This is a genomic window from Chryseolinea sp. T2, assembly GCF_037203685.1.
In the GTDB taxonomy this organism is placed as follows: domain Bacteria; phylum Bacteroidota; class Bacteroidia; order Cytophagales; family Cyclobacteriaceae; genus Chryseolinea.
This window is the reverse complement of the sequence record NZ_JBBCAU010000002.1, coordinates 562,971-585,362: the sequence shown is the minus strand read 5'-3', so window position 1 is coordinate 585,362 and position 22,392 is coordinate 562,971. Positions and strand designations below refer to the sequence as shown.

Sequence of the window (22,392 nt, the reverse complement as noted above, 5' to 3'; positions counted from 1 at the left end):
AGGCAGCGCGGAGCGCCGCAGGCAGCGCGGAGCGCCGCAGGAATGGGAGACTGCAGCTTTGCTTTCCCACACTTTAAATTCTTTTGCTGGTTGTATGAAGCTAATGTGCAGGGCCGCCGGGCGAATAAAATGCAGGGTCGGGGGTGCCGGAGCAGAATTAGTGGCACTGATGATGCTTTCTGTGCATTGATGGGCCGTGAGAGAAATTCACTATCCGCTGATTACTTTTTGCGAATCACGGAACTAAGTATTACGTCCTGTCACCGACTCCTGTTGAAGGGAATGCAAATAGATCACCAAATGATGTCATTCGAAGAATTTGAGAACCTGGCGCTGACCTTACTTAACGGGGAAATGGAAATGACGGCCCAGCAACGATTCGCATTTGTCAACTTCCTGGGATATGAGGCTGAAGGTCCTTTCAGAATGCGCGGCATGGGTCGGGCATTTCCTCATGGAAACGAACTGCTTGAAGCGATCACCCATTCGTTTCTTCGGGACGACATGCATGGGGTTGAATACATTGCCTGGATGGCGTTCCTTGGCTTTGATCCATTTGATTTGAAGTGTGAAGCCAATCAAGAACGGATCAAAACATTGTATCAACAAGTCGAATTTTCTCACATGATCCAGAAGATCGCGAGGGAGGTGGGTGGCTAATTGGGGAAGGTCAAAACCGGTTAAAACATTAATTTCACAGGCTTTTTGAGGGATTAGGATTTGCCAACGCGCCGGGTTGAGGTCAAAACAGAAGTAAACATTAAAATGCACCTTGTTTTGATGTTTAATTTGAAGAATTTATCTTTGTCGCATGCCCTACGCCTTGAATCCAGACCGGAACACTCCCTGGAACGGACTGCCCTCGTTGCCCCTGGACGCGGCGCACTACCGGACCATCGAGATCCTTGAACAACTCGGAAAGGCAAAAGGCGCACTAGGACAACTGCAGGGCCGCAGTATCGCCGTACCCAACCAGGGCCTGCTGGTCAATACCATTAGCCTGCAGGAGGCAAAGGCGTCGAGCGCTATCGAGAACATCCTCACCACAGACGACGAACTCTACAAGGCGTATAGCGAAGTGCATAACGAACAGCTTGACGGCGCCGCCAAAGAAGTACTACGCTATCGCGAAGCACTCTGGGCGGGACACACCTATCTCAAAAGCCACCCCTCCTTCGACCGCGACTATTTCATATCGATCTACCGTCAGATCAAACAAACCAATGACAGCGTCCGCCCCCCCGCTGCAAGAATTACCATCCGGCAGGGCGGCAGCGGACCGAATGCAGGACAGCCCGTCTATACTCCGCCCAGAGGGGAAGGAATCATTGAACAAAAGCTGGACAACCTGATCGCCTTCCTGAATGCCGACGGCGGGCCAGATCCATTAATCAAGATGGCCATCGCCCATCTGCAGTTCGAAGCCATCCACCCCTTTCGAGATGGTAACGGACGGACTGGACGCATTCTCAACATCAATTTCCTCACACAACAAGGTCAGCTGGACTATCCGATCCTTTTTCTGAGTCGTCATATCATAGATACCAAAGACGAATATTATCATCACCTGGCGGGCGTCACGCAACGCGGCGACTGGCAAAGCTGGATCCTGTACATGCTGCAGGCGATCGAGATCACCTCGCGCGTAACGTATTCGAAGATCAATGAAATAGTCGACGCCATTGACGGTGTGCGGGAAGCTTTAGGCAAGACTACGATCACCAAACAGGAGCAGCTGATCACGATGCTATTCATGCAGCCTTTCACTCGGGTGAAGCATCTCACGGAAGGCAGGCTATACGCAGAGAACACGGCGAGAAAGAATCTGAACCAGCTGGTGTCGATGGGTATTCTTGAACTGAGAGTGCTGCAAGGGAATCATTATTACCAGAACCTTGAATTGCAGCGGATACTATCGGAGTAAGGGTTCGGTCGACACGATACTTAAAACGTATTGATTCATCCGGACAAAGACTAAAAGTCGCTGCATTACCGGTGCCAAAGGTGTGCAACATGCTGAGCTCTGATTAGAAGTAATTCAAGCAGGAAGACAATTGCTGGTATCGCTCCATATCAAAAAAGCCCCCCTGAAAAGGGAGGCTTTGAAATTCTCAACTCTCAATTTGCATTCATCTCCAGGGCACGATGACGTCCCAGTAGGTGGAGAGCAAATAGATGCCGAAGCGGACGAGGCTGATCGTTAGAACAGTTGTGAATACATACTGAATGATCCAGCGTGTATCCATCCAGTAGAGCTTGTGCTTGTTTACAAGTTGAACGATGTGTTCGCTGTACCCCGGATCGTTCGTTACACCAGAAGCTTGCAACATGACTGCCTGCATCTTCAAGGTGTCGTTATAAAACAAGCCTGACGGCCACAGAGGAAGCTTCTTCGTCAGCATATCTATGCGGTCGCCGATTGCCTGTTCACCCGACAGATAAATTCGGTACCATGCTTTCCGGCCTTTGGCAAACGGACTGGAGGTACGAATAGGTAATCGAACCTTCGGACCTTTCCAAGACCTGTCGGCACGGATGCGGACATCGTTGTTGTATTCGATGGCATGAACGCTTTGTCCTACACGTTGCTGCTCGTCGGCTGACTCTAAGATGGCATGGGCCATAACGATGGAAGGAAGCAGTCCACTGTTCCGTAGGCGAAGCTTGATAAAGCTTCGGAATCTATTTATGTATTCTGAAATTAACATGATGTTGTGTGTTTAAATGGACAGGAATTAAGAATTAAGAATTAAGAGTTAAGAATTAGCCGTCGGCCCTTTGGGCCGGTTGCCTGACACGACCAAAGGTCGTGTTGTAGATGGCGGACAGCCGCCAGCTAATTCTTAACTCTTAATTGTTAATTCTTACCCTCCCCTTCGGTTAATGAACCTCACCAAATCCAGCACGTCAGCCCCAATTCTGTCCAGTTCTTCCAGTCCAAGTCGCTTGATGAGGGACATCAGCTTCGAAGCGTATGTCGGGTCGGTGGCGTAGCCTGATCGTTGTAATGCGAGAGTTTGCTGGGAAGCATCAAGAGCGTTAAACACACCGCCCTTTTGATAGCGCGGATTCGCGGTGAGGAAAGAAATTCTATCCTCGAAAGAATGGTGTGCATGTTCATATATCCTGAACCAGGCTTTTACGGTCTTGACGACGCCTTTCACATACTCCGTAGTTTTCAGATCAATCTTTTCACCCACCCATGACGAGTCAGCCTTGATGCCGAAGTGATTGTTATACTTCGATGCCAGGAGGCTTTCACCCGGGATACCGGCTTTGTTTGAACTTTCGATGAGGGCTTGCGCCATCATAACTGACGGAAAGAGTTTGGTGCCTTTCAGCGCCCCTAATACAAAAGGCGCATACTTGATGATGTATTCGTTACGTGTCATTTGTCTGAAGTTTGCGTTAGACGAAGTTTCACCATTGATTCACGAGGCTTTCGAGCCATTGTGAGAAGCGGACGCCAAGGCGTCGTACTACAGGTGCGAACAAATCGCCGATCATTTTAAAGATCAGACAGATGATACCTCCAGCGATAGCGTGAACTAAATAGCTGGCAGGACCGGAATCGATAACGTGCGTAACAATGTTGAATGTCGCGCCGAACAGGAAGGCAATCCAATTGCCTGCGCTGTCATGGGAATGATAGTTGTATTGCATGGCGCGAAGATGCAGGAATGAAAAAATATGGTTTTTCATTATTAACCGTTCTTTTCCAATCAAGTGCGCGCGTTACAAACATTGATAAACTCTCTTCAAAGATTTTCGATATAAACTGAATATCAGATTAAGAGGCTTGAGCGATCGTGTGATCGATGACTCCAACGAGGTACTGGATTTACTAAGCAGACGGGCTACGATCCTGACAGTTGAATTCTTTTGCCCGGGAAGCCCAAACGCCTAAAAATCGTTTCAACCTGCAGGCAAGTAAAGTAGCGCCCAATAAGGCCTCCGATCTCGGCCAGGAACGGGTAGAGCCATCTTCGCATGGTGGGTCGGCTTACATTGTAAATTTCTGCCAGCTCGCCCATCGTGTAAGGCATAATTACCAATTCGTTTGGCTGCGCAGGCAGTCCATTTGATTCTGCCGGTTTCGGCAAATCGGTTGCTTCGGACGACCTGGTCGCCCGCTTCTTTCTTCGGAATAGAGTCATAAAATATAATAGTTAAAGTGAGACTAACCTTTCTGGAGAATTCCATTTACCTCAGCCAACTACAATTCGCCAGCGACGACAATTCCCGCAAGCAGCAACATTACAAAGACACAGGGAGATGAGTGCGGAGCTTCAACTATTCGAACAACCAATCAGGGGGCACTCATCGAAAGTAACGCATCCTGGGTGAGGCGAGTTACAATTTTTTTAAGAAATATTTTTTCACAATGACGAATGAGTGTTAGGCCGACTCAGCGTTTGATAAGATTTATCCGACCCCCACCTTTATATTCATTCATGACATCGCGTTGCATATTTTCAATGATCAATTACAACGTGATATCTATACGCCGACTTAAAAGTCCAGGGCACTCGTTATTGATAGTAGCCGACCAGGTACTGTCTACCGAGACGGAGAACTCGGACAAAGTCTGGACGAGACCGATGCCACTCCGATGAAAGTCCGATGACACTGCGATGAAAGTCCGATGGAAGACCGATGGAAGACCGATGACACTCCGATCACAGGCCGATGACGTTATCACGGAATTGGGCAGTACAAACATCCGTACCAAAGGTTAAGTGTTAGTGTCCTGACAAAAGTGCCATGTGAGAAATCCGCGCTTTTGACTTGTCTTTTTGCCTGGAACACACCCGACTGATTGAAAAATAGCAAGAGAGTTTTAAAAGAACGACGAGAGTTTGTAACAAACGCGCCAAACCGGAAAAAATGGGAAAAGTGATTTTTCCAACCGTTGCATGTTTGCGTTCAAGTAGCAGCTGATGCTTTGATCAACGGCGCCGAATCGACATCGGTGTTGCTACGACACTTAAACACAAACAGTTTTTATTTATGTCAAAAATCGGAAACAATCCAATTCTCCAAAAAGTCAGTGGTAAGCTCGGCAATACCATTGTGTTTCGTCAGGGTCCAACCGGACCTATCATGGCCAACGTACCGAAGAAGGCTACATCTGTTCATGAAAAACAGATCGTTGTTCGCGAGCGCTTCCTGGACGCTGTCCAATATGCCAATCGTCAGATGCTTAAAGATGACGTGAAGGCGATGTATGCAACCGGGATAAGCAAGAAAAAACCCTCTGCATACCAGGTAGCTGTGTCGGACTATCTCGGCGCACCAAAGATCAAGCAGATCGAAGCAGATGCTTATCGTGGTGACCCAGGTAAGACGATTTATGTATATGCAAGCGACGACTTCAGGGTCGCCTCAGTGGCGGTGGTGATTACAAGCGCCGCCGGTGAGGAAATCGAGCGTGGTGAGGCAGTATTATCTACCGACTTGCGCGACGTTTGGATCTACACGACCACAGCTTCGGTTTCTGCGTTTGCCGGTACCGTTGTTTCGGCAACGGCGAAGGACATACCAGGAAATGCAACCCTGCGAACGCTGACTTTTTAAACCCTTAGGTTAAACAATGCAGCCCCGACCCTGACGCGTCGGTGCGGGGCTGCTCTTTAATCCAAACATCATCGAAAATCGAATGAAAGAATTATTAACAGACCTTCTATCCGGCAAGCTGTTCGGCAAGGTCAAAGAACTCATAGATGAAATCGTCACAACGAAAGAAGAGCGCGAAACGCTATTCGTCCGATTGCGTGAACTTGAGATGCATCACGAACAGGTCATGACTACGTCGCAGGTTAGCGATGCTGTGTCGGCACGTCAAAGAGAAGTTGACGCGCTCAAGTCTGGTTCTCTCAATCTTACGCAGAATATGCTGGCGTATATGGCCATCGTTGCTTTCTTCGCTATGACTGGTTATATCCTCGCCCATGGCATAGGCACGCTTGAGTCAGACGAAAGTTTCATTATTGGAAACCTGACCGGCATGGCCGCCGCTATTGCAAAGGACATCTATGGTTACTACTTCGGCAGCAGCCGCGGAGATCATTTTCTATTTCGGCGGCCTAAAGTAACAGCCGCCTAGTTTCAACAAATAACTCGAACAAAATGTCAAAACAAATTCAATTCGACATGAGCGAGCAATATATACAACATGCTTTCTCAGTTCATCGCGGTCAGTCTGCAGCTTCAAGCAAAGGCAGACGCGCTCAGAGGTCAAGGCAAACGGCGAGTGATCCCAACGTTATTGAGGCCATGCAATACGCGCGCGCCCAAATGGCGGATCCTGAAGCGAGGGCCTTGTATGAGTCGCATGCATTCGTTAAGGGAAGAACTGCCCGTTCACTCGCCATGTTCGATTACCTGATCGCACCCACGATCAAAAAGATCGACGCAACCAAATACACAGGCGTTGTCGGCGAAACTATCAGGATACGGGCAGTAGATGACTTCATGGTCATTACCGTTGGCGTACTTATAACAGATTCCAAAGGCGAAGTGATAGAACGAGGGGCCGCTGTTCCTCAAATATCTCAGGACCAATGGGCCTACAGGATCACTTCCTGGAACGAATGCCTCAGAGATTGTACGATCGTTGCGTCCGCTCATGACGTAGCCGGTAACATCACCTTACAAACGCTCACATTATACTAAACGATCAATTCGCGCTAAGGGAGCCAGAAGATTTTTTCAGACCGAAAACATCAGATAAGATATAGAAAATGAAAAAAGGCAACACAAATATGGAAGCCGTCGACAAGAAACCGTTTCCTAAGAACAGGTCACGGTTAAAGAGGCCAGTGGGGATTTATGAAATTCGCCGGCGATTGAACGACTTTGCTGAAAACGAAGAATGGGACGAGATCGTTGCATACATACAATCCATGCTTACAGCAAGGCCGCGTGATCACTGGTTACTCACTCAAATAGCGCTGGCTTTTCTTCTAAAGAAAGATTACAGCGGAGCGCTCGTCTATGCCGCCGACGCTCTCACCATTGAATTCAGCTGTCCTCTTGCTCAGGTGATCTTTGCCAATGCAATGGCAGCACTGGGGCAAAGACAAGATGCCCTTGAATTCTATGAGGCGCTCATTCGGAGAGGGACGCACCAACTTGTCCATGGGAAATGTGGAACAGGGAGTGATTGCAATATCAATCCGGAAAGAGCACATGTACTGATCGAAGAAGCCCAGGCAGGTGTTTATCAATGTACTTCAGAGACGGCGATCGTTGACGAAGGAAAGGTATCCCGTGCACTTTAACCCGAACCAGGCAACCGAAGAAATGAAATCTCGGGCAACACCGAAGCTTAATGATGTCGCAGTTGGTTTTTACCTGTTTCCAACTGTGTTGTTTGTAGCCAGATCATGCCATAAGGTCTGGCTACTCACAACAACCAAAAAACGCGCATGAACTTGAAGCCAAAATTAATCATCGATGACAAAACGTAAATCGAATAAAAAGAAAAAGTTGCACGGACTTCAACCACAGAAAACCAGCTTTGAGGTCGATGCCACCACGGTAGCTATTTACCGTGAGGCAGTGGAGGCATTCCTGTACGACGGAGACGAGCCCAATATTGAAGGCCTTGTGACGTGTGTAGCGCCGCATGACATCGACGACGAGGACAAACACTGGACCCTTATACTTGTTGCGGACCTGCTTTGCCAGGAGAATCATCTTGATGGCGCCTTCAGAGTGATTAGCCAGGCCCTAAGGATCTCGCACGATTGCCCGCGCGGTCGTGAAGTCCTGGCAGTGGTCCTTTGCAGTCGCGGACAATATGCAGAAGCAATACAGGTATGGACTGAACTGCTGTGTACTCCGATCAGGAGGCTGGCGTATCACAGCTGCAAAATGTGTAATGTACGCAGTATACCGTTTGCCCGTCACATCATTTGCAACAGCAAGTTTGGTCTCAGTATAACGTACTGGCTCTCCGGCTACCCTGCTCTTGCCATTCATTTCAAGCGAGAATTTATCAAAGATCTCGAGCGAGGGATAGAGAGTCCATGCGATCCACTTGACCTGACGGGGATAGAATGATCCAACCCAACAACAAGAAAAAAAAACATGAAAAAGTCATCAAATAAATTGAAGCCGGTTAAAAGCAAAGGCAGCAAAAACAGAATTAAGCGCGCTATAAGTCTAGGGACGCTTAAAAAAATAATTAGTGATCTTACCAGCAGGGAAGACTGGGAGGGACTTGTTTCCATCCTGAAATCTCTGGTTAAGAAAGATCAAGCAGATCACTGGTTAATGATCGGACTGGCTTCGGGTTACGAAGCGAAAGAACAGTTTGATCTCGCGCTAAAGTATTCAGCCGCTGCGCTACGCATCGAGCGTGCGTGTCCTCTGGTACGATGGACACATGCATACATTCTTATGTGCCACAGACAGTTCCATGAGGCTATTGATTTACTGGAAAGGTTGGTGTCCGAGAATCCCGTTGCCATTGGGGCCGGTTACTGTGGACATGGCAGTGACTGCAACCTGCACGCAGTGCGTGCTAAATCGCTAATCAACGATGCGAGACTTTTGCTCGGATACTGCTATGGGAAATTGAATTACGACGCATTACACCAATTCTTTCGTGAAGCTTACCACCAAAACGTCAGCAACGGGACATACACCGACTTCGACGCCGACGATGTCAATAGATTGAGCACGAAAGGTGATGCTAAAGGCAAAAAATAAAATTCATTTATCAACAAAAAAATAAACTTATGATTAACAATTCAACGCCTGGTGATGGTTCCGACGCCATAGAACTATTCGGCGAAATCTACCTGAAATATCAGAAGAGGATCCTTGAACTTATAAGCATGGAAGCCTTCGATGCATTGATTGACTACATCAAACAAGCACAGAAAAAAACACGGGACGACCACTGGCTTATGATGCAGCTGGCCCTCGCCTACCTATTCAAGCAGGATTATCAAAAGACACACAAAGCCCTGCGCGACGCCATGATACTTCATGACGATTGTATCATGGTTCCGTATTTGTCGGGGCATTTGTTTCTGCAAAAAGGTGAGTGGACAAAGGCTGCCAGTCTTTTCCAAATAGTGATAGATGCAGGAGTCGAGGCCATTTACAACTACTCGTCATGTTTGTGCTGCGGGGAGGAACATCAGGCACATTCCATTGTTGCAGACAGCAACTTTCTGTTGAGTGAATGCTATAACTATCTTGGGTGTAAGGAGCAGGCAGTGTTCCACCGAAATTTGCATCGAAAGGCAGTGAGTGAGGGAGTTAGAAGCATATATGATCCGGAAACAACGATCGACGATGAGGACTGAGTTTTTAGATCTGCCTCTGTTGTTACCTGGCATCCAAGCTTTCATTAGAATACGATCACCGGCCACTTTTAATTTGGTGGCCGACGGGAAGCCCGTTTCTGCCTGATGAATTTCACAAGTTCCCATACGGCGAAATACAACAATACGGCATCGAAGAAAAGCCAAACGGACTTGACGATCCAGGCAGGAATCGTCACCATTACCAGTTGAAGAGATAAGTCGGTAGCTGTAAATGGTGTCACGATAAGGGCATATGCGATGGCAACCCATGCGCCCGCAAAAAGTGCGGCCAGTACTCTCCGGAATACGACGCTTAGTATAGGGCGGCGGCCGGAGAAGCCAACAATGAGGCTCAGGAGAACGATGGCCGCGAAGAGATACCATCCGGTCGCGGGGACATCAAAATCGATGTTGATCATTCGGGGGTGACGCTATCAAGTTACAACGGGAGAGTTCAATATATCACAAGGGAAAGATGGAAGTGTCTTTGAATTAGCAGCTAGACCAACTAGCCGGCTAAAAACTACTGCATTACATGATAGCCAATTATAAGGCAAAAGTCAAGAGTGCGGCTACCCGTATGTCGCAGCAACCCGTAATCATTTTATCGAGTTACGGCGTTGGGTGATTTCAGACATTGAGAGGCTTTGCATCTGACCTCGACTGTTCAGGTCGCTGTAGTGGGTTAGTATACGCGTCAGACCTTGGATGCTTTGTTCAGGATACCATCCGAAGTTATGCGGGTGCCACCACAGGTGGTATACTTCACCATTGGCGGCTGCGCGGTCCATCTCGGCGCAGATGCGTGAAATCTTCAGGTTGTTTAGAAATAGCTCTTTTGGATTGTATGGCCTTAACAGCCGACTAGCAGGAATACACAACGGCATGCCTGGACGTTTCTCAATGCTTTCCAGTTTGTAGGTACTCTCCTTCCCTATCGGAAAGTAAGCGTCTAGTCCACGGTTGAGGCGCTTCCAATACGATTCGTTTTGCGTGCTGCGTATATTCCAGAACCAGTCGCGGGGATTGTCGCGGACGGAAGTAAAGCCCTCTTCAAAACAAACCAGGAGATAGTCTTCATTAAATTGATTTCTGGGAAACACCAATGATTTCAGTTGCCTGTTGTAGCGTGCTGCAGCACGCTGAGCGGCGCGGAGGTCATCGCGGAACTGGTCAAGTGTTTGCCCCGGCTCGTTGCAGTAGTAGTGCGCGAAGGTGTGAGAAGCCAGCTCCTGATTGGGCGTGTCGAGTATCAGCCGAATGAGAGAGTCGGCGTAATGGAGTGGATCTGATAGCTCAGTCTTACCGATCCCTTGTGAAGTTATGTAGCTGTATGCTGATAACTCCTGCTGCTGATAGGATGGCTGCATCTTCGGGAAGTTTGACTGGAGTTGCAGGCAGTCCTCGTGGAACAGCATGCCCACCGTTGCCCAAGTGACGTGTACGTCGTGTTTGGCGAACCGGTCAAGCATGCGCGGGATCACGGCACGGGTATTCGCGAAGTATTGTTGGTAATTCGCGACGGGCCATTTTTCGAAGCCGCCCCAGTGGAGTTCGAAGTCGAGCGAGATGGTGAAAATCGAATTATTCAAACGCAAATATAGTTGATGGGCAAATTTAAACCTTCTGCGAAACATGCCCTAGAACTATGAATCACGCCTATTTAAATCAGTATTTAATATTTTCTCAAACTAGGGGAAAGATGTCTCAATCGGCATAATCGATAAATATCTATCTTTAATCAGTTCTAACTCTTCAAAGATTTGAATGAGCGCCTTAGTGTGCCATTCAAAGGAAACATTGCAAATATGAAACTCAAGAAATTGCTATTGAAAGTAAAACCAATTAAATACTATGTATCTGGAAAGTATTTTTTTAACAATGAACATTACAAAGATGTTCAAAGTAGAACCCGTAGTGAAAAATCCAAGCGTCCATACAGAACAGAAATCATCAATTTTCTCTTATCAATGAGACAAACAGACACCCAATATTTAGAAATCGGTGTTCGTAATCCCAATCATAACTTTAATAAGATAAAGTCAACCCGAAAATACAGCGTAGATCCAGGTCTCGCATTTGAAGGTAATCCCGTCGACTTCAAAATGACCAGTGATGAGTTCTTTCAAAGATTATCCACCAACGAAATCTTATCAAATGACGTCAAATTTGATGTTATCTTTATTGACGGACTTCACCTGGCTCAGCAAGTAGACAAAGACATTGCCAACGCATTAAATTACATTAAAGAGGATGGCTTCATAGTTCTTCACGACTGCAATCCCCCAACTGAATGGCATGCCCGCGAGAATTTCGATTACGCGAACACGCCCGCGAACAGATCCTGGAATGGAACAACCTGGAAAGCATTTTTAAAATGGAGATCCAACTCGAGTCTTAACTCATGTTGCATTGATACCGATTGGGGCGTGGGGATCATATCCAAGGCGCAAAAAATTGGGAATCCCATAACGGCAGTTAATCCTTTTTTTGAATTTGCTTTGCTGGACGAAAATCGAAAAGAATATCTAAACTTGATCGACTTTGAGACGCTTAAAAAACGCCTTGGCAAATAAGTGGGCGATTGAATGAAGCATTCCAAACGTCTCAGCTAAAATTCGGTGTCCATGTCACGAGAAAAATTGGTAATTCATTTTTATAGTCCGGAGGCGCGCGACATCCCCAGGAACAACGCAGACGCTACAAATCCAATATATTATTCCTCGGGTCTCCATCACTGGCTCCACTTCACTTTTTGTTATTTCAAGTACATTGATCTGGACCATCCGTTCGAGGTTGTAATCACGGGTGAAATGCCCGATGAAGGTGTTATAGTTTTTCACCGGGGATGGGTTGAGGGTGAATTGAAACCCAACGACAGGCAGCTCTTTGTCTGCCTGCTTGTGGACTACGGCCGTCACCGGTTTTCACAAATACAGGTTGTTCATAATCCAACAAGTGTCAACAACTTCAAGGTGAGTGCTAAATCGTTCCTGGACAAGCTCTTCCCTTTTGCAAAAGAAACCTTCATTCCGAGCTGGCCACAACCCGGACTCATTCCGAGATTGCCAGAAAGGGGCTATGAAATTAAAAATGTTGGTTTTGTTGGCCACGCCCAAAATCTTCCAATAGAACTAAGGACAAGCGCCTGGCAAAGCCGATGTGAAGAGCTTAAAGTGAATTTTCAGATAGTAAGCGAAGCTTCAAAGTGGGCAGACTTTTCCCAGATGGATTTGATTTTGGCCATGCGGTCGTTTGACAAGCGTCCCTACTATAACAAGCCCTTCCTAAAAATTACGAATGCGCTGTTTGCCGGAGTACCCGTAGTTGCGAGCAGCGAAAGTTCTCATCTCTATCTTAAAAATGTCAAAAGGGTCGACTTTCCTATTGCGGACAGCGTGGAGGAACTAGTAACCGTCATTAAATCTGTTAAGGAAAATGCAACGCAGGAATTTAAAAAGGTGATGAGCAATCAGCGCCTGATAGCAGAGTACGATAATGCAGCAATTTTTGATGCCTATAAGAGACTATTTCAAGAGAGCTTCACTGCACTACATCGTTGGTCCAATTCACCAAAGTTCGTTCGATGGCTCTACTTCAAATTACGCGCGCTCAAGTTTTGACTGCTTAAGCCAAAGGGTCAAATCTAAATTATTTTATAGGGTTGTCGGCCACTCTTATTTGCGCATTCAATTTTTCTCGACTGGCCTTACGCTGCTTGTCCTTCATGGCGCGTTGATAAATTTTAGTTTTTTCAAAGTCCATAAACGCAATGATAACAAACATGAGAAGAATCATGACCTGGCTCTTTTGCCTCATCGCCAGACCCAGGTTACCAGAAACCTGCGCCAGCGCAATAGCAACAGTTAAAAAACTCACAAAGGCGGTTTTTACAAGAAAGCTGGACGAAATCAAAAACCTGATCGCCCTGAGATTAAACAACTTCAATGTGATTAAAACGTAGAAGACATTTTCAAAGGACACAAATAGTCCTAATGCCCCTGGCGCATCTATAAATAACGGGCGGTACAGGAATGTAAATACCTGCATTGGCAAACTGTAATTTGAAATATTTACGCCGGATGTCGCTTTGCTTAACTCGCTCGCACGGTGACTAAGATCTAGTCCTTCAGACACAAAATTGTCCTCATTGACGCCCACCATCTTGAACACGTCGCGATATATGAATGTGAGGGCAACTACAGCCCCCAGAAGCAGGACAATTCTCAAAGAGGTGGAAATACCTTTTGAAGAAAAAGTGAATCCGATTGCCGCGGATGCTAACAGCACAAGCATAATGTGTGGCCGGATATGATAAATTAATATGCTTGCGATTAGTAGGGTGATCCATCTTCTACGAACGTTTCCTATGCCAAAAAAGAATAGGCCTATGCCAAGGAATATTACAGATCCTTTTCCAAATGATGAGGACCAGAAGTGAAGATTAGGCAAAAAGAAAATGAGTGTCACCAGATCGTAACCGAAAAAATTATGTCGGAAACGAATTTGTTCTTTAAAGAAAATATGAAAATAGCAGAACCCTAAATATCCAAAGAAGGCAAATAGTGCCATCATCGCCTCATAGCTGAAGCCAAAGAACTTTATGAAGGGATATCCTATGAACTGTATAAAAATTGTACTTGTCCCATAGTGATCAAACCAGGTTTCCCCCCTAAAGTTTGCTTCAATCTGGGCATAATATTGAATCGAATCAGAAGGATTAAACAATGCATACAAATAGTAAGCAAAAGCCAGCGCAACATGGTAGAGATATAACTGCTTAAGCAATGCACTGTCGACATAACGATACTTGCGCTTCAGTGAATCAACGATCACAAAAGCCAGAATCGAGGTCAGAACTAGTACGCCAATTCCTCCGAGCATGCTAAAAGAGTTCCAGGTCACCCAATGACGGGCTCCAGTTATTAAAATTGACAAGATCGCTCAAATCAGAGAGGGCCAAACTTCGTACCGTTACGCTTGGTCCTCGCGGGATTTCAATATCCAGAATGCGCCTCAACTGATGACCGTCGCTCGCCTTTAATCCAGATTGTGTAATAAAGCGTGCTTTCAAATTTCTTTCAAATTTCTTTAACTCACGCCCGAGCTTGTTCGCCGCACGGCGATCCATTGTAAACGAATCAGTGATTCTAAGCTCGTTTCCAAATCGTCCTGCCTTCAAGCGAAATAGCGCCAACGCGACAAGGTTTTCATTCTCCTCCACCCCAATGGCATGATAGGAGGCGACGGGCACATCCAAATAGCGCCATCGAAGATATTGGGGTGACAAAGAGGTTATAATTTTGTCTGCCTTCTTTACGTGTATTTCGATCAACTTCTCCAGCCCAGGATGACTGAGTAGTCTCTTGACATCACTCACATTTCCTCCACTCCGGCTCAATTCAGGAATTAAAGCCGGTAAACCCACAATTATCGGCAAATTTCCGGCTTCCTTCCAGCCCATTTTCAAATAGCCGGGCTTGCTCTGACCGTTTGGGGTGTTGAAGACGAAATCGACACCTGCTGCGGTGCATTCATCCACAAGTGCCAGGGTAAGCTTCTTAAAAATCCCCTTCCCCTGATAGTTCGGATGAGTAGCAGTGTCAACGGCTCTAACGGATGTATAGATCTTGTCTGCCAGCTGCCAGTTCCATCTCATAAAGGCCCTGACGCCAACTAATTTCGTTCCATCCCAACTCAACAAAACCGGCGATTTGCCGAAAGGATTATTTATATGTTTCCAGTTCCAATAATTGGAAGATTTAGGCATCAGGGATTCTCCCAGGCTATTCTTCAGAAGCTCAACAATAGCCTCAGTATCCTCCGGACGTCCAATAGCTACATGCATTCAATCTCTATCGTCACGATAAACTCAAATATATAGTTGTCACACAAGACAACCAACCACATTTAAATCACTCTGTCAGGCCAGTATACAGGTCCTCCAGTTGGGCGACCATCTCGCGCATAGTAAATCGATCAACAATTCGGTCTCTGGATGCCACTGACAGACGCTTCCGCAATGCTGCATCGGCGAGCACCCGTTTTGAGAGTTCAAATAACAACTCTGGCTCGTCTACGCTTGTCAGAAGCCCATCGATCTCATTGCGCACCACCTCCCCGATTCCACCCGCATTAGTGGCAACAACCGGGCATTCCATCGCCATAGCTTCAAGCAAAGCTATAGGCAGTCCTTCAAACTGAGAACTCATCAAGTAGAGGTCCATTGCAGCCAAATATGGACGAACATCCGATTGAAGACCCGGCAAATGAACTCGTTGCTTAAGCCCCAGTGCATTAATTCGCTCCTGTAGCATTTCCTTCAGTGGACCATCTCCTACTATTAAGAAGTGTATGTTGCTGTGCGCAGCAGCAAGCTTTGAGGCAATATCAAGCCAAACATCAAGGCGTTTTTGGGTTCTGAAAACCGCAACAGTTCCGATCACAAAATCATCTTCTGGAATTGCCAGGCCGCGCTTCACTGAAGTTCTGTCCACAAGTTTACGTGAGAAGTGATTAACGTTAACACCATTTCGAAGCGTTATCACCTTCTTCGCGGCCGAGGGCTTATGCCTGATGATCGATTGGGCAACATCCTCAGAGACGGCCACAATTTTCGTTGTTAAACCCACTGTAGATAGATTCATAAGCCTGGTCAACAGGTGATAACGTTCCTGCTTATTATGCTCTGAATACACTAACGGAATTTTTGTCCATTTACTCGCTATCCGCGCCACCACGCCTGCCCACGGCAAATGCGCATGCATCAGATCAATTTTATTATCGCGCAGATAACCTGCAAGCTTTTGAGTTCTTGCCAGCAGTGCAATGTTGTTGTTAGCGTTAAGACACGTGACACGGACTCCCTCGGCTTCCAAATCCTTTACCAACTGATTCTTCCAGGGAAGAAAATAGACATAGTGAAACTCAAATAACTGTTTGTCGTGTTGCTTAAGTGTCTCTACCAAAAGCGTTTCTGCTCCCCCCCTTCCCAAGGACTTAATTACGTGTAATATTCTTAGCTTCTTCACCTTGTATCGTCAAATTAAATCATTCAGAATCCTAAGTAGAACACCACTTGACAGTTAATGTCTGTGCTCGGCTTATCGGTTCAGAAAATTATATTCGTCAATAACCTGCACAGCAAGTTTTGCGACATCGTACTTATCAACTACGAGCCTACGCGCAGCAATCAACTTCCGCTGATCGTTGCTTTTGATCGCTTCGACAATGGCGTTACTAAATCCAATCTCATCCCCTGGCTTAATAAGCCACCCGGTCTCGTTATTAATCAGCACCTCTGAAATGCCCCCCACATCGTAGGCGACTACTGGAGTCATGCAAAGAAAGGCCTCAAGAACGACACCCGGCAGGCCCTCAATAACACTCGGAAGAACCAAAACATCAGCAGCGGCAATGAACTTAAGTGCTTCTTTTGTAGCGCCATGAAAATGAACGCTGTCCTTAAGGCCCTGTTCTGATACTTTTTCGCGAATCTGTGACATCAGGGAACCTTGCCCTACCAGGTTCAACTTCGCCTCAGGCACCTCCACTAGCACCCTTTGAAAAATTCTTATTAGCCCCAGGTGGTTCTTTTCAAAAGAAAATCCGCCGACGTGCACAAGGGAAACAACGGAACCGTGGGGCGTAGGTCGTGTCACAGTTGCAATATTTATTCCATTAGGAACAACCTTTACTCTGTCTGTCAACTGGGGAAAGACCGCTAACAAATCCCGTTTCGACTCCTGGCTCACCGAAAGAATTTTGTCGACTCTTGAATACAAGAACCTATTGAAAAGCCTTTGAGCGGATGATCGCATGTAACGGCTCACCGTGCTAGCGTTTCGAAATACGAGTTTATAATGTTTTGATTGAAGAAAGCTAGCAATTGCTGCGTACTTAAGTGTATCGCCTGCGTTTGCCTGAACAATATCGGGCCTAAAATCCTTAATCAGCTGCGCTAGTGCCTTAAGCAAAGATGTATCCAACAGAGGGTGCTTCCTTCCATTTAGACATTTCGATTCAATTCCCGGATATATCACAAAATCATCCGTCGAGCTATAAAGCGAAGCGTACAATACAATATGGCCATGAGTCACGAGCTCCCTCGAGAATTGCAGAGCTGCAATTTCGGCACCACGATATTGAAATGCGGTTACAAGCTGTAGAACTCTCATGATCTCACTACCAATTTTTCTATCATGTCATACATCTGCTGATGCACTGAATCGATGTCAAATCGTTCATGGTAGATCATCGCGCTTTCCCCCGACATTTCCTCCCGTCTCTTTTTATTATTGATCAATTCCCTTAATGCGTTACTAAGTAGCTCACTATTGTTCACCGGAAAAACAATAGCGTTCCGGGCTGGATCTACCACCTCCAGATTATTTGGAATATCTGAACATACTACCGGAAGAGCTGCTGCTTCGGCTTCGATTAAGGCGCCGGGAAGCCCTTCGAATCGGGAAGGAAAAACAAATATATCTGCAGCAGCAAGTATCCGTGTCACATCATCACGATGCCCAAGGATAGTTACCACCTCTTTCAATCCAAGCTTTTCTATCAGGTTGTTAATTTTGCCTGTAAAGTTTCCTTCACGCCCAACGAGCAACAGCTTAAACTTAAGGTTGCCTTTAAGTTTGGCTATAGCTTCCAGTAAAGTATCCTGGGCCTTCTGAAATTCATGTCGGGCAACGTTAACCAGGACAATGCGTTCATCCAGTCCAAGCGATTGTCTAAGTTCATTCCTCGACGTTTCATTCTTAACAAAGGGATTTGGCTTCCTGCCTCTTGGTATTACTTTAATCTTACGCGGGTCAACACCAACTTTCGCAATGTAGTGATTTGCTACCGCCACTCCATTTGCGTGAAAAAAATCCGTACCGAAACGGCTCGTCACTCCATCAATAATTCTATAAAGATTAAGCTTTAGTTTCGAGACTTTGGGATCGGATAAACGAAAATCCGAATATACTTCATTCACCAAACTTTCCATATGGAGAAATCCCTTTGCCGTTATTCGACTGGCCCGGACTACCATATTTGCATCAAACAACACGGAGTGAACCACATCAGGTTGAAATTGGGAAACGGTTTCGGAAATGGCCCTGACTTTCTTAAAGAAAGAAGTCTTTTCGAGAGTTGAAAAGTCTGAAATACCAAAGTCTGCCGGGTTAAAAGATGGCGAGGCGTTTTTCAGAAGCAGCAGCTTTACCTGGTGGCCCTTTGCTATCATCCATTGATAAAGAGAAAGGGTTGAAAACTCTGCCCCTCCGGTATATAGGGAATTAACTACGAGGAGAATTTTCATTTTAATCAAATATGTACCTGGGCATCGACAACAGTCAATCCCTCTACATGGTTAAATGTGTGAACGCCTCTTATGCCCTTGTGCCACGTAGGTAGTATTGCGTCATGGTAAACTTCTTCGTAGCTAGTTTTTGTGAGTACGGTGATCTGCATGAAAACGATACCATATCCATAGTTTGGTGCGCCAATCTGAGCAGGCCGAAACAAAAGACCATTCGATTCTATAATCCTACCTGCGGGACGCGCTGCGCGTACGTCTCGCACACAAGGTGACATGGGATGCCTCGTCCAGTCCCCCTTAAGCAAATCTTCCGAATAATAAATTACAAGATACTGGTCGGGAGAATTTCCTTCGAACGGCCTTTCCGTAGCAAACAGGTACCAAACTCCGTTATGCCGAAACAATGTTGGGTCATACAATTCGCGGTCAATAAGTCGTCGAACCTTTGTCCAGCCGTTCGGGAAATTATCCGAACGATAAAGCCAAACATTGTTATCACCTCCACACTCCGGCGTCATATAGTATACACCGTCGTGTTCAAAAACAAATGGATATGAGAGATGAAATTCTTCTTCAAGGACACGCAATGGTTTGTCAGAAGTGCTGTTCCCCGACTTATCGAATTGAAGCATTGCAATATTTGCTTTGCGGGAACCGATCCTTAGTTCTTCAAAGAATAAATAGTAATTGCCCTCTTTAGTGATTACGAATGGGTCCGCCCAATCAACGTCTGCAGGTTGCTCCAACGGCCTAAACTTATAAAGCGTTGTATTCGGGTCGCCATTTCCGAACTTCAGGTAAAGCCTCCATCGCTTCGACCTTGAGTTGACCGCCTCTCTCAAGCGTCTTAACCAAAAGCGTGCAAAAATGTTTAGCGATTGTAGATTGGAAGGGTCACGATAAAGAGTAAATGAATAAAATTTCTGAGTCCAGCGGTTGTTAAGGTAAAATCCAGGATTACGGGATTGTCGGTCTATCGCACTGCAGAACAGTTCAACTCCTGCCCAAAACAGATCGTTTTGGTTTCGGTTAAAAGAGGTTCGATTAGTTCTCGAGAAAGCCTTGTCGATAACCTGGCCACCGTCTAATTCGTCGCTGAGAACTTGCAGAGTTACTCCAGTAACCTCATCACCGTTCACGACCTCCCAAAATCCTGGCGGCCCTCCGCGGTTTACGGAAGTGTCACCATGGTGCAATGACCAAACTCCCATTTTGGAGACCTTCAGGATGTCTCCAGTGAGTATTCGAAATCCAAAACGGATTATTATGTCTGGTTCTGTATCACGAATGCGAACGATGTCTTCGTCTGAGAAAGAGTCGGTAAAGCGCCGACCGATAGGTTCAACCGAAAAGGACGGTGATCCTGAAAGTAACTTTTCAACATTGCTTGTTTCAAAACAGTCAGCTTTAGCGCGAAAAAATTTCCTGTCCAGCCGTCTACCGAGTGCATATAAAATTTTGTCACGACGTCGGGAGTTGTGCCCCACACGTTTGTTTAGTACCACAAACACCACTTCACAGTGTGGATGAGCGACAACATAATCTATAATGCTGGCCTGCCAACTACGTACGTTCCAAGAATCAAGTAAAATACCTAGTCTCAGGCTCACGTCGAAACCGATCGAAGATCAATGTACTACTGTCGTTACTATATAAGAGAGGGTTCAATTTACACCCAACAAACCGAACTGACAAATTGATATTGCAGCGCCAGGCTCAATAGTACGAGTGCGGATACATTCAGCAAGTCAATAATTTTAATCCTAATATCGAGACAGGCACCTTAATCATTTGAATCTCAAAGCAATAAATCGACGCCGTCCGAAGGGATTTCCCGGCCCTTTCAAAAGTAATTCCGGCATTCCAGAGGTGCCAATTTGTGTATATTTACCACTCGGTTTGACTCAGGTTTCAAACCGGTAAACTGGTTATGTTTGTTCAATGATTTCTATCATCTTACCTACCCACAATCGCGCTCAACTGGTGGTTCGAGCTATTCAAAGTGTTACCAACCAAACTTTTAAGGAATGGGAATTAGTCATTGTCGATGATGGATCAAAAGATAATACATCTGAGGCTGTCAAACCTTTCCTGAGTGACCTCCGGGTAAAGTATATTCCTAAAGAAAATTCAGGAGCAGCCCATACCAGAAACGTCGGCGTAGCTAATTCCCGATATGACTGGATCACCTTCCTGGACAGTGACGACGAGGTAAAACCCGAATGGCTGGAAGTACTTTCTGCTTCGATTCGGGAAGGGCATCTGATGGTTTCCTGCGGCGTAGAATATTACAATCCTGACGGCTCGCTTAACAGAGTAATCATTCCCCGACAAAACGATGCGTTTACAGGAGGACAATACATGAGCGGAACTTATATTATCCAAAAGAAGATTTTTGATGCGGTGGGGGGATTTGATCCAGTCTTAAGAGCTAACCAACAAACTGAATTATCTTACAGGCTCAAGCCTTACTTTCAGGAAAACGGCATAAAGACGCATATCCTTAAGACGCCACTATTAAAGGTACATATCCATCCAGGTCATCGTATCAGGACTGATTTTGCTGCCAAGTATGAAGGGTATCTTTACTGCTATAGCAAACACTATAACGGGAGCTTTAAGGAACAAAAGATCAGAAGCACCATGGAGGGGAATATTGCGTTCAACGCATTCATGATTGGAAAGCGTAGGGAGGCAATTGCATTTGCACGAAAAGCCTATGCCACCGAGCGGAGTTTTAAGAATCTGGCCCGACTCGCCCGGTATGTCCTGAACCTGAAGACCATACGAATTGGATCCTAAGCCATTTTATCATCATTATTAAACTAACAAGTCCTTTAAAATGAAATTGCTCGTCGGCATTGTAACATTTAACCGATGTGCCACCTTGTTAAACAGCATCAAAGAACATGTCAATTCACATATTGATGAATCCAATATTCTCGTCGTTGACAACAATAGTGATGATGGAACGCAGGAACAACTGAAACTTCAGTTTCCCAAAATACGACTCGTCCAAAATCCAGAGAACATTGGGTCAGCCGGAGGATTTGCGGTAGCTATGCAATATGCACTCGAACATCAATACGACTACATATGGTTATATAACGATGACAGCCATCCCAAATCCGGTGCTAAAGAATTGATGGCCACTGCGCTTCAAGACCTTGAATCAAAGTCCGAAAAAATTGGCATGCTGAAAATGGGCATGCTGAGAAACGGCAAGTCTGAAGCTTCATATTGGAGAGGAAAACGCATCACAAAGTGGGTTGAGAAGAGCAATATTCCGATAAAAACAGACTTGATCACCTTTGATGGGTGTATTATCAATGTTGGTGTGATCAGGCAGATAGGAACATGTGACGCAAGATTCTTCATGGGAGTATATGAATTTGACTTTTGTCTCCGTGCACTCGACGCTGGCTATGAAATCTATACGTTACCGGCAGGATTGATTGAAGATCCTAAAATGGGCAGTGCTAAAGGCGTTCCAGCGTGGAGAATGTACTATGTAACGAGGAACCAACTTTACTTTGCTTTGAAGCGAAAATCCTTTTCGGCTGTTTCCAGCTTTGCACTTCTGGAGGCAAAGAAGATAGCAAGTATAGTATTTACACAGGACAATAAGCGACTTAGACTTCGAATGAAAATTAAAGCGCTTATCGATGGCGCTACTGGAAGAATGGGAAAACGGGTTATTCCTTCGAGCGCAAAAAAATAACCCGACCGTTAGTTGGTTTGATAGTCAGCGACTGC

Annotated in this window: 25 protein-coding genes; 13 read left to right on the top strand and 12 right to left on the bottom strand. The window is 45.9% G+C overall.

Annotation, left to right across the window (positions count from 1 at the left end):
- Positions 1-660, top strand: a 660-nt coding sequence (locus WBG78_RS07345) for a hypothetical protein (protein WP_337325748.1), incomplete at its 5' end; no start/stop codon positions are given.
- A gap of 151 nt (positions 661-811) precedes the next feature.
- Positions 812-1,924: a Fic family protein gene (locus WBG78_RS07340; protein WP_337325747.1), complete on the top strand. Its 1,113-nt coding sequence runs from the start codon at positions 812-814 to the stop codon at positions 1,922-1,924.
- 205 nt (positions 1,925-2,129) lie between these two features.
- Here WBG78_RS07340 and WBG78_RS07335 read toward each other — a convergent pair whose 3' ends face one another.
- From WBG78_RS07335 to WBG78_RS07320, 4 genes are all read right to left on the bottom strand, one after another.
- Positions 2,130-2,708, bottom strand: a complete 579-nt coding sequence (locus tag WBG78_RS07335; protein WP_337325746.1) for a glucosaminidase domain-containing protein — start codon at positions 2,706-2,708, stop codon at positions 2,130-2,132.
- 156 nt (positions 2,709-2,864) lie between these two features.
- Complete coding sequence (locus WBG78_RS07330) at positions 2,865-3,392, bottom strand: glycoside hydrolase family 73 protein (protein ID WP_337325745.1); 528 nt, start codon at positions 3,390-3,392, stop codon at positions 2,865-2,867.
- Positions 3,393-3,420: 28 nt separating this feature from the next.
- Positions 3,421-3,702, bottom strand: a complete 282-nt coding sequence (locus tag WBG78_RS07325) for a hypothetical protein (protein WP_337325744.1) — start codon at positions 3,700-3,702, stop codon at positions 3,421-3,423.
- A 155-nt stretch (positions 3,703-3,857) separates the two neighbouring features.
- Positions 3,858-4,157 carry a hypothetical protein gene (locus WBG78_RS07320; RefSeq protein WP_337325743.1) on the bottom strand — a complete coding sequence of 100 codons (300 nt, stop codon included), beginning with the start codon at positions 4,155-4,157 and terminating at the stop codon, positions 3,858-3,860.
- 853 nt (positions 4,158-5,010) lie between these two features.
- Here WBG78_RS07320 and WBG78_RS07315 point away from each other — a divergent pair.
- From WBG78_RS07315 to WBG78_RS07285, 7 genes are all read left to right on the top strand, one after another.
- Positions 5,011-5,577 (top strand): hypothetical protein, encoded by a 567-nt coding sequence (locus WBG78_RS07315; RefSeq protein ID WP_337325742.1) that lies wholly within the window; start codon positions 5,011-5,013, stop codon positions 5,575-5,577.
- An 82-nt stretch (positions 5,578-5,659) separates the two neighbouring features.
- Entirely contained in the window at positions 5,660-6,106 is a 447-nt protein-coding gene (locus WBG78_RS07310; RefSeq protein WP_337325741.1) for a hypothetical protein, read from the top strand.
- Positions 6,107-6,129: 23 nt separating this feature from the next.
- Entirely contained in the window at positions 6,130-6,675 is a 546-nt protein-coding gene (locus WBG78_RS07305) for a hypothetical protein (protein WP_337325740.1), read from the top strand.
- A 68-nt stretch (positions 6,676-6,743) separates the two neighbouring features.
- The gene (locus WBG78_RS07300; RefSeq protein ID WP_337325739.1) at positions 6,744-7,283 is read left to right on the top strand and encodes a tetratricopeptide repeat protein; all 540 of its coding nucleotides are present in this window, start codon (positions 6,744-6,746) and stop codon (positions 7,281-7,283) included.
- A 175-nt stretch (positions 7,284-7,458) separates the two neighbouring features.
- Complete coding sequence (locus WBG78_RS07295) at positions 7,459-8,067, top strand: tetratricopeptide repeat protein (protein WP_337325738.1); 609 nt, start codon at positions 7,459-7,461, stop codon at positions 8,065-8,067.
- 27 nt (positions 8,068-8,094) lie between these two features.
- Positions 8,095-8,718, top strand: coding sequence for a tetratricopeptide repeat protein (locus WBG78_RS07290; RefSeq protein ID WP_337325737.1), 624 nt, complete (start codon positions 8,095-8,097; stop codon positions 8,716-8,718).
- Positions 8,719-8,747: 29 nt separating this feature from the next.
- Complete coding sequence (locus tag WBG78_RS07285) at positions 8,748-9,323, top strand: tetratricopeptide repeat protein (protein ID WP_337325736.1); 576 nt, start codon at positions 8,748-8,750, stop codon at positions 9,321-9,323.
- A 68-nt stretch (positions 9,324-9,391) separates the two neighbouring features.
- Here WBG78_RS07285 and WBG78_RS07280 read toward each other — a convergent pair whose 3' ends face one another.
- A complete protein-coding gene (locus tag WBG78_RS07280; RefSeq protein WP_337325735.1) occupies positions 9,392-9,742 on the bottom strand; it encodes a hypothetical protein in 351 nt (116 codons plus the stop codon).
- 180 nt (positions 9,743-9,922) lie between these two features.
- The gene (locus tag WBG78_RS07275; RefSeq protein ID WP_337325734.1) at positions 9,923-10,915 is read right to left on the bottom strand and encodes a polysaccharide deacetylase family protein; all 993 of its coding nucleotides are present in this window, start codon (positions 10,913-10,915) and stop codon (positions 9,923-9,925) included.
- Positions 10,916-11,131: 216 nt separating this feature from the next.
- On the opposite strand from WBG78_RS07275, the gene WBG78_RS07270 reads away from it, so the two are divergent.
- Entirely contained in the window at positions 11,132-11,899 is a 768-nt protein-coding gene (locus WBG78_RS07270) for a class I SAM-dependent methyltransferase (protein ID WP_337325733.1), read from the top strand.
- Positions 11,900-11,950: 51 nt separating this feature from the next.
- Complete coding sequence (locus tag WBG78_RS07265; protein WP_337325732.1) at positions 11,951-12,946, top strand: hypothetical protein; 996 nt, start codon at positions 11,951-11,953, stop codon at positions 12,944-12,946.
- A gap of 28 nt (positions 12,947-12,974) precedes the next feature.
- Here the strand turns inward: WBG78_RS07265 and WBG78_RS07260 are convergent, their stop codons facing one another.
- From WBG78_RS07260 to WBG78_RS07235, 6 genes are all read right to left on the bottom strand, one after another.
- The gene (locus tag WBG78_RS07260; RefSeq protein WP_337325731.1) at positions 12,975-14,207 is read right to left on the bottom strand and encodes a hypothetical protein; all 1,233 of its coding nucleotides are present in this window, start codon (positions 14,205-14,207) and stop codon (positions 12,975-12,977) included.
- A 1-nt stretch (position 14,208) separates the two neighbouring features.
- Complete coding sequence (locus tag WBG78_RS07255; RefSeq protein WP_337325730.1) at positions 14,209-15,171, bottom strand: GNAT family N-acetyltransferase; 963 nt, start codon at positions 15,169-15,171, stop codon at positions 14,209-14,211.
- Positions 15,172-15,238: 67 nt separating this feature from the next.
- The gene (locus WBG78_RS07250; RefSeq protein WP_337325729.1) at positions 15,239-16,354 is read right to left on the bottom strand and encodes a glycosyltransferase; all 1,116 of its coding nucleotides are present in this window, start codon (positions 16,352-16,354) and stop codon (positions 15,239-15,241) included.
- Positions 16,355-16,426: 72 nt separating this feature from the next.
- Positions 16,427-17,500, bottom strand: a complete 1,074-nt coding sequence (locus WBG78_RS07245; protein WP_337325728.1) for a glycosyltransferase — start codon at positions 17,498-17,500, stop codon at positions 16,427-16,429.
- Positions 17,497-18,636 carry a glycosyltransferase family 4 protein gene (locus WBG78_RS07240; RefSeq protein ID WP_337325727.1) on the bottom strand — a complete coding sequence of 380 codons (1,140 nt, stop codon included), beginning with the start codon at positions 18,634-18,636 and terminating at the stop codon, positions 17,497-17,499. The genes WBG78_RS07245 and WBG78_RS07240 overlap by 4 nt, the downstream gene beginning before the upstream one ends.
- Before the next feature lie 5 nt (positions 18,637-18,641).
- Entirely contained in the window at positions 18,642-20,141 is a 1,500-nt protein-coding gene (locus WBG78_RS07235) for a glucosamine inositolphosphorylceramide transferase family protein (protein ID WP_337325726.1), read from the bottom strand.
- Positions 20,142-20,577: 436 nt separating this feature from the next.
- On the opposite strand from WBG78_RS07235, the gene WBG78_RS07230 reads away from it, so the two are divergent.
- Positions 20,578-21,438, top strand: coding sequence for a glycosyltransferase family 2 protein (locus WBG78_RS07230; RefSeq protein ID WP_337325725.1), 861 nt, complete (start codon positions 20,578-20,580; stop codon positions 21,436-21,438).
- A gap of 40 nt (positions 21,439-21,478) precedes the next feature.
- Positions 21,479-22,357 (top strand): glycosyltransferase, encoded by an 879-nt coding sequence (locus tag WBG78_RS07225; RefSeq protein WP_337325724.1) that lies wholly within the window; start codon positions 21,479-21,481, stop codon positions 22,355-22,357.
- Positions 22,358-22,392: the final 35 nt, after the last annotated feature.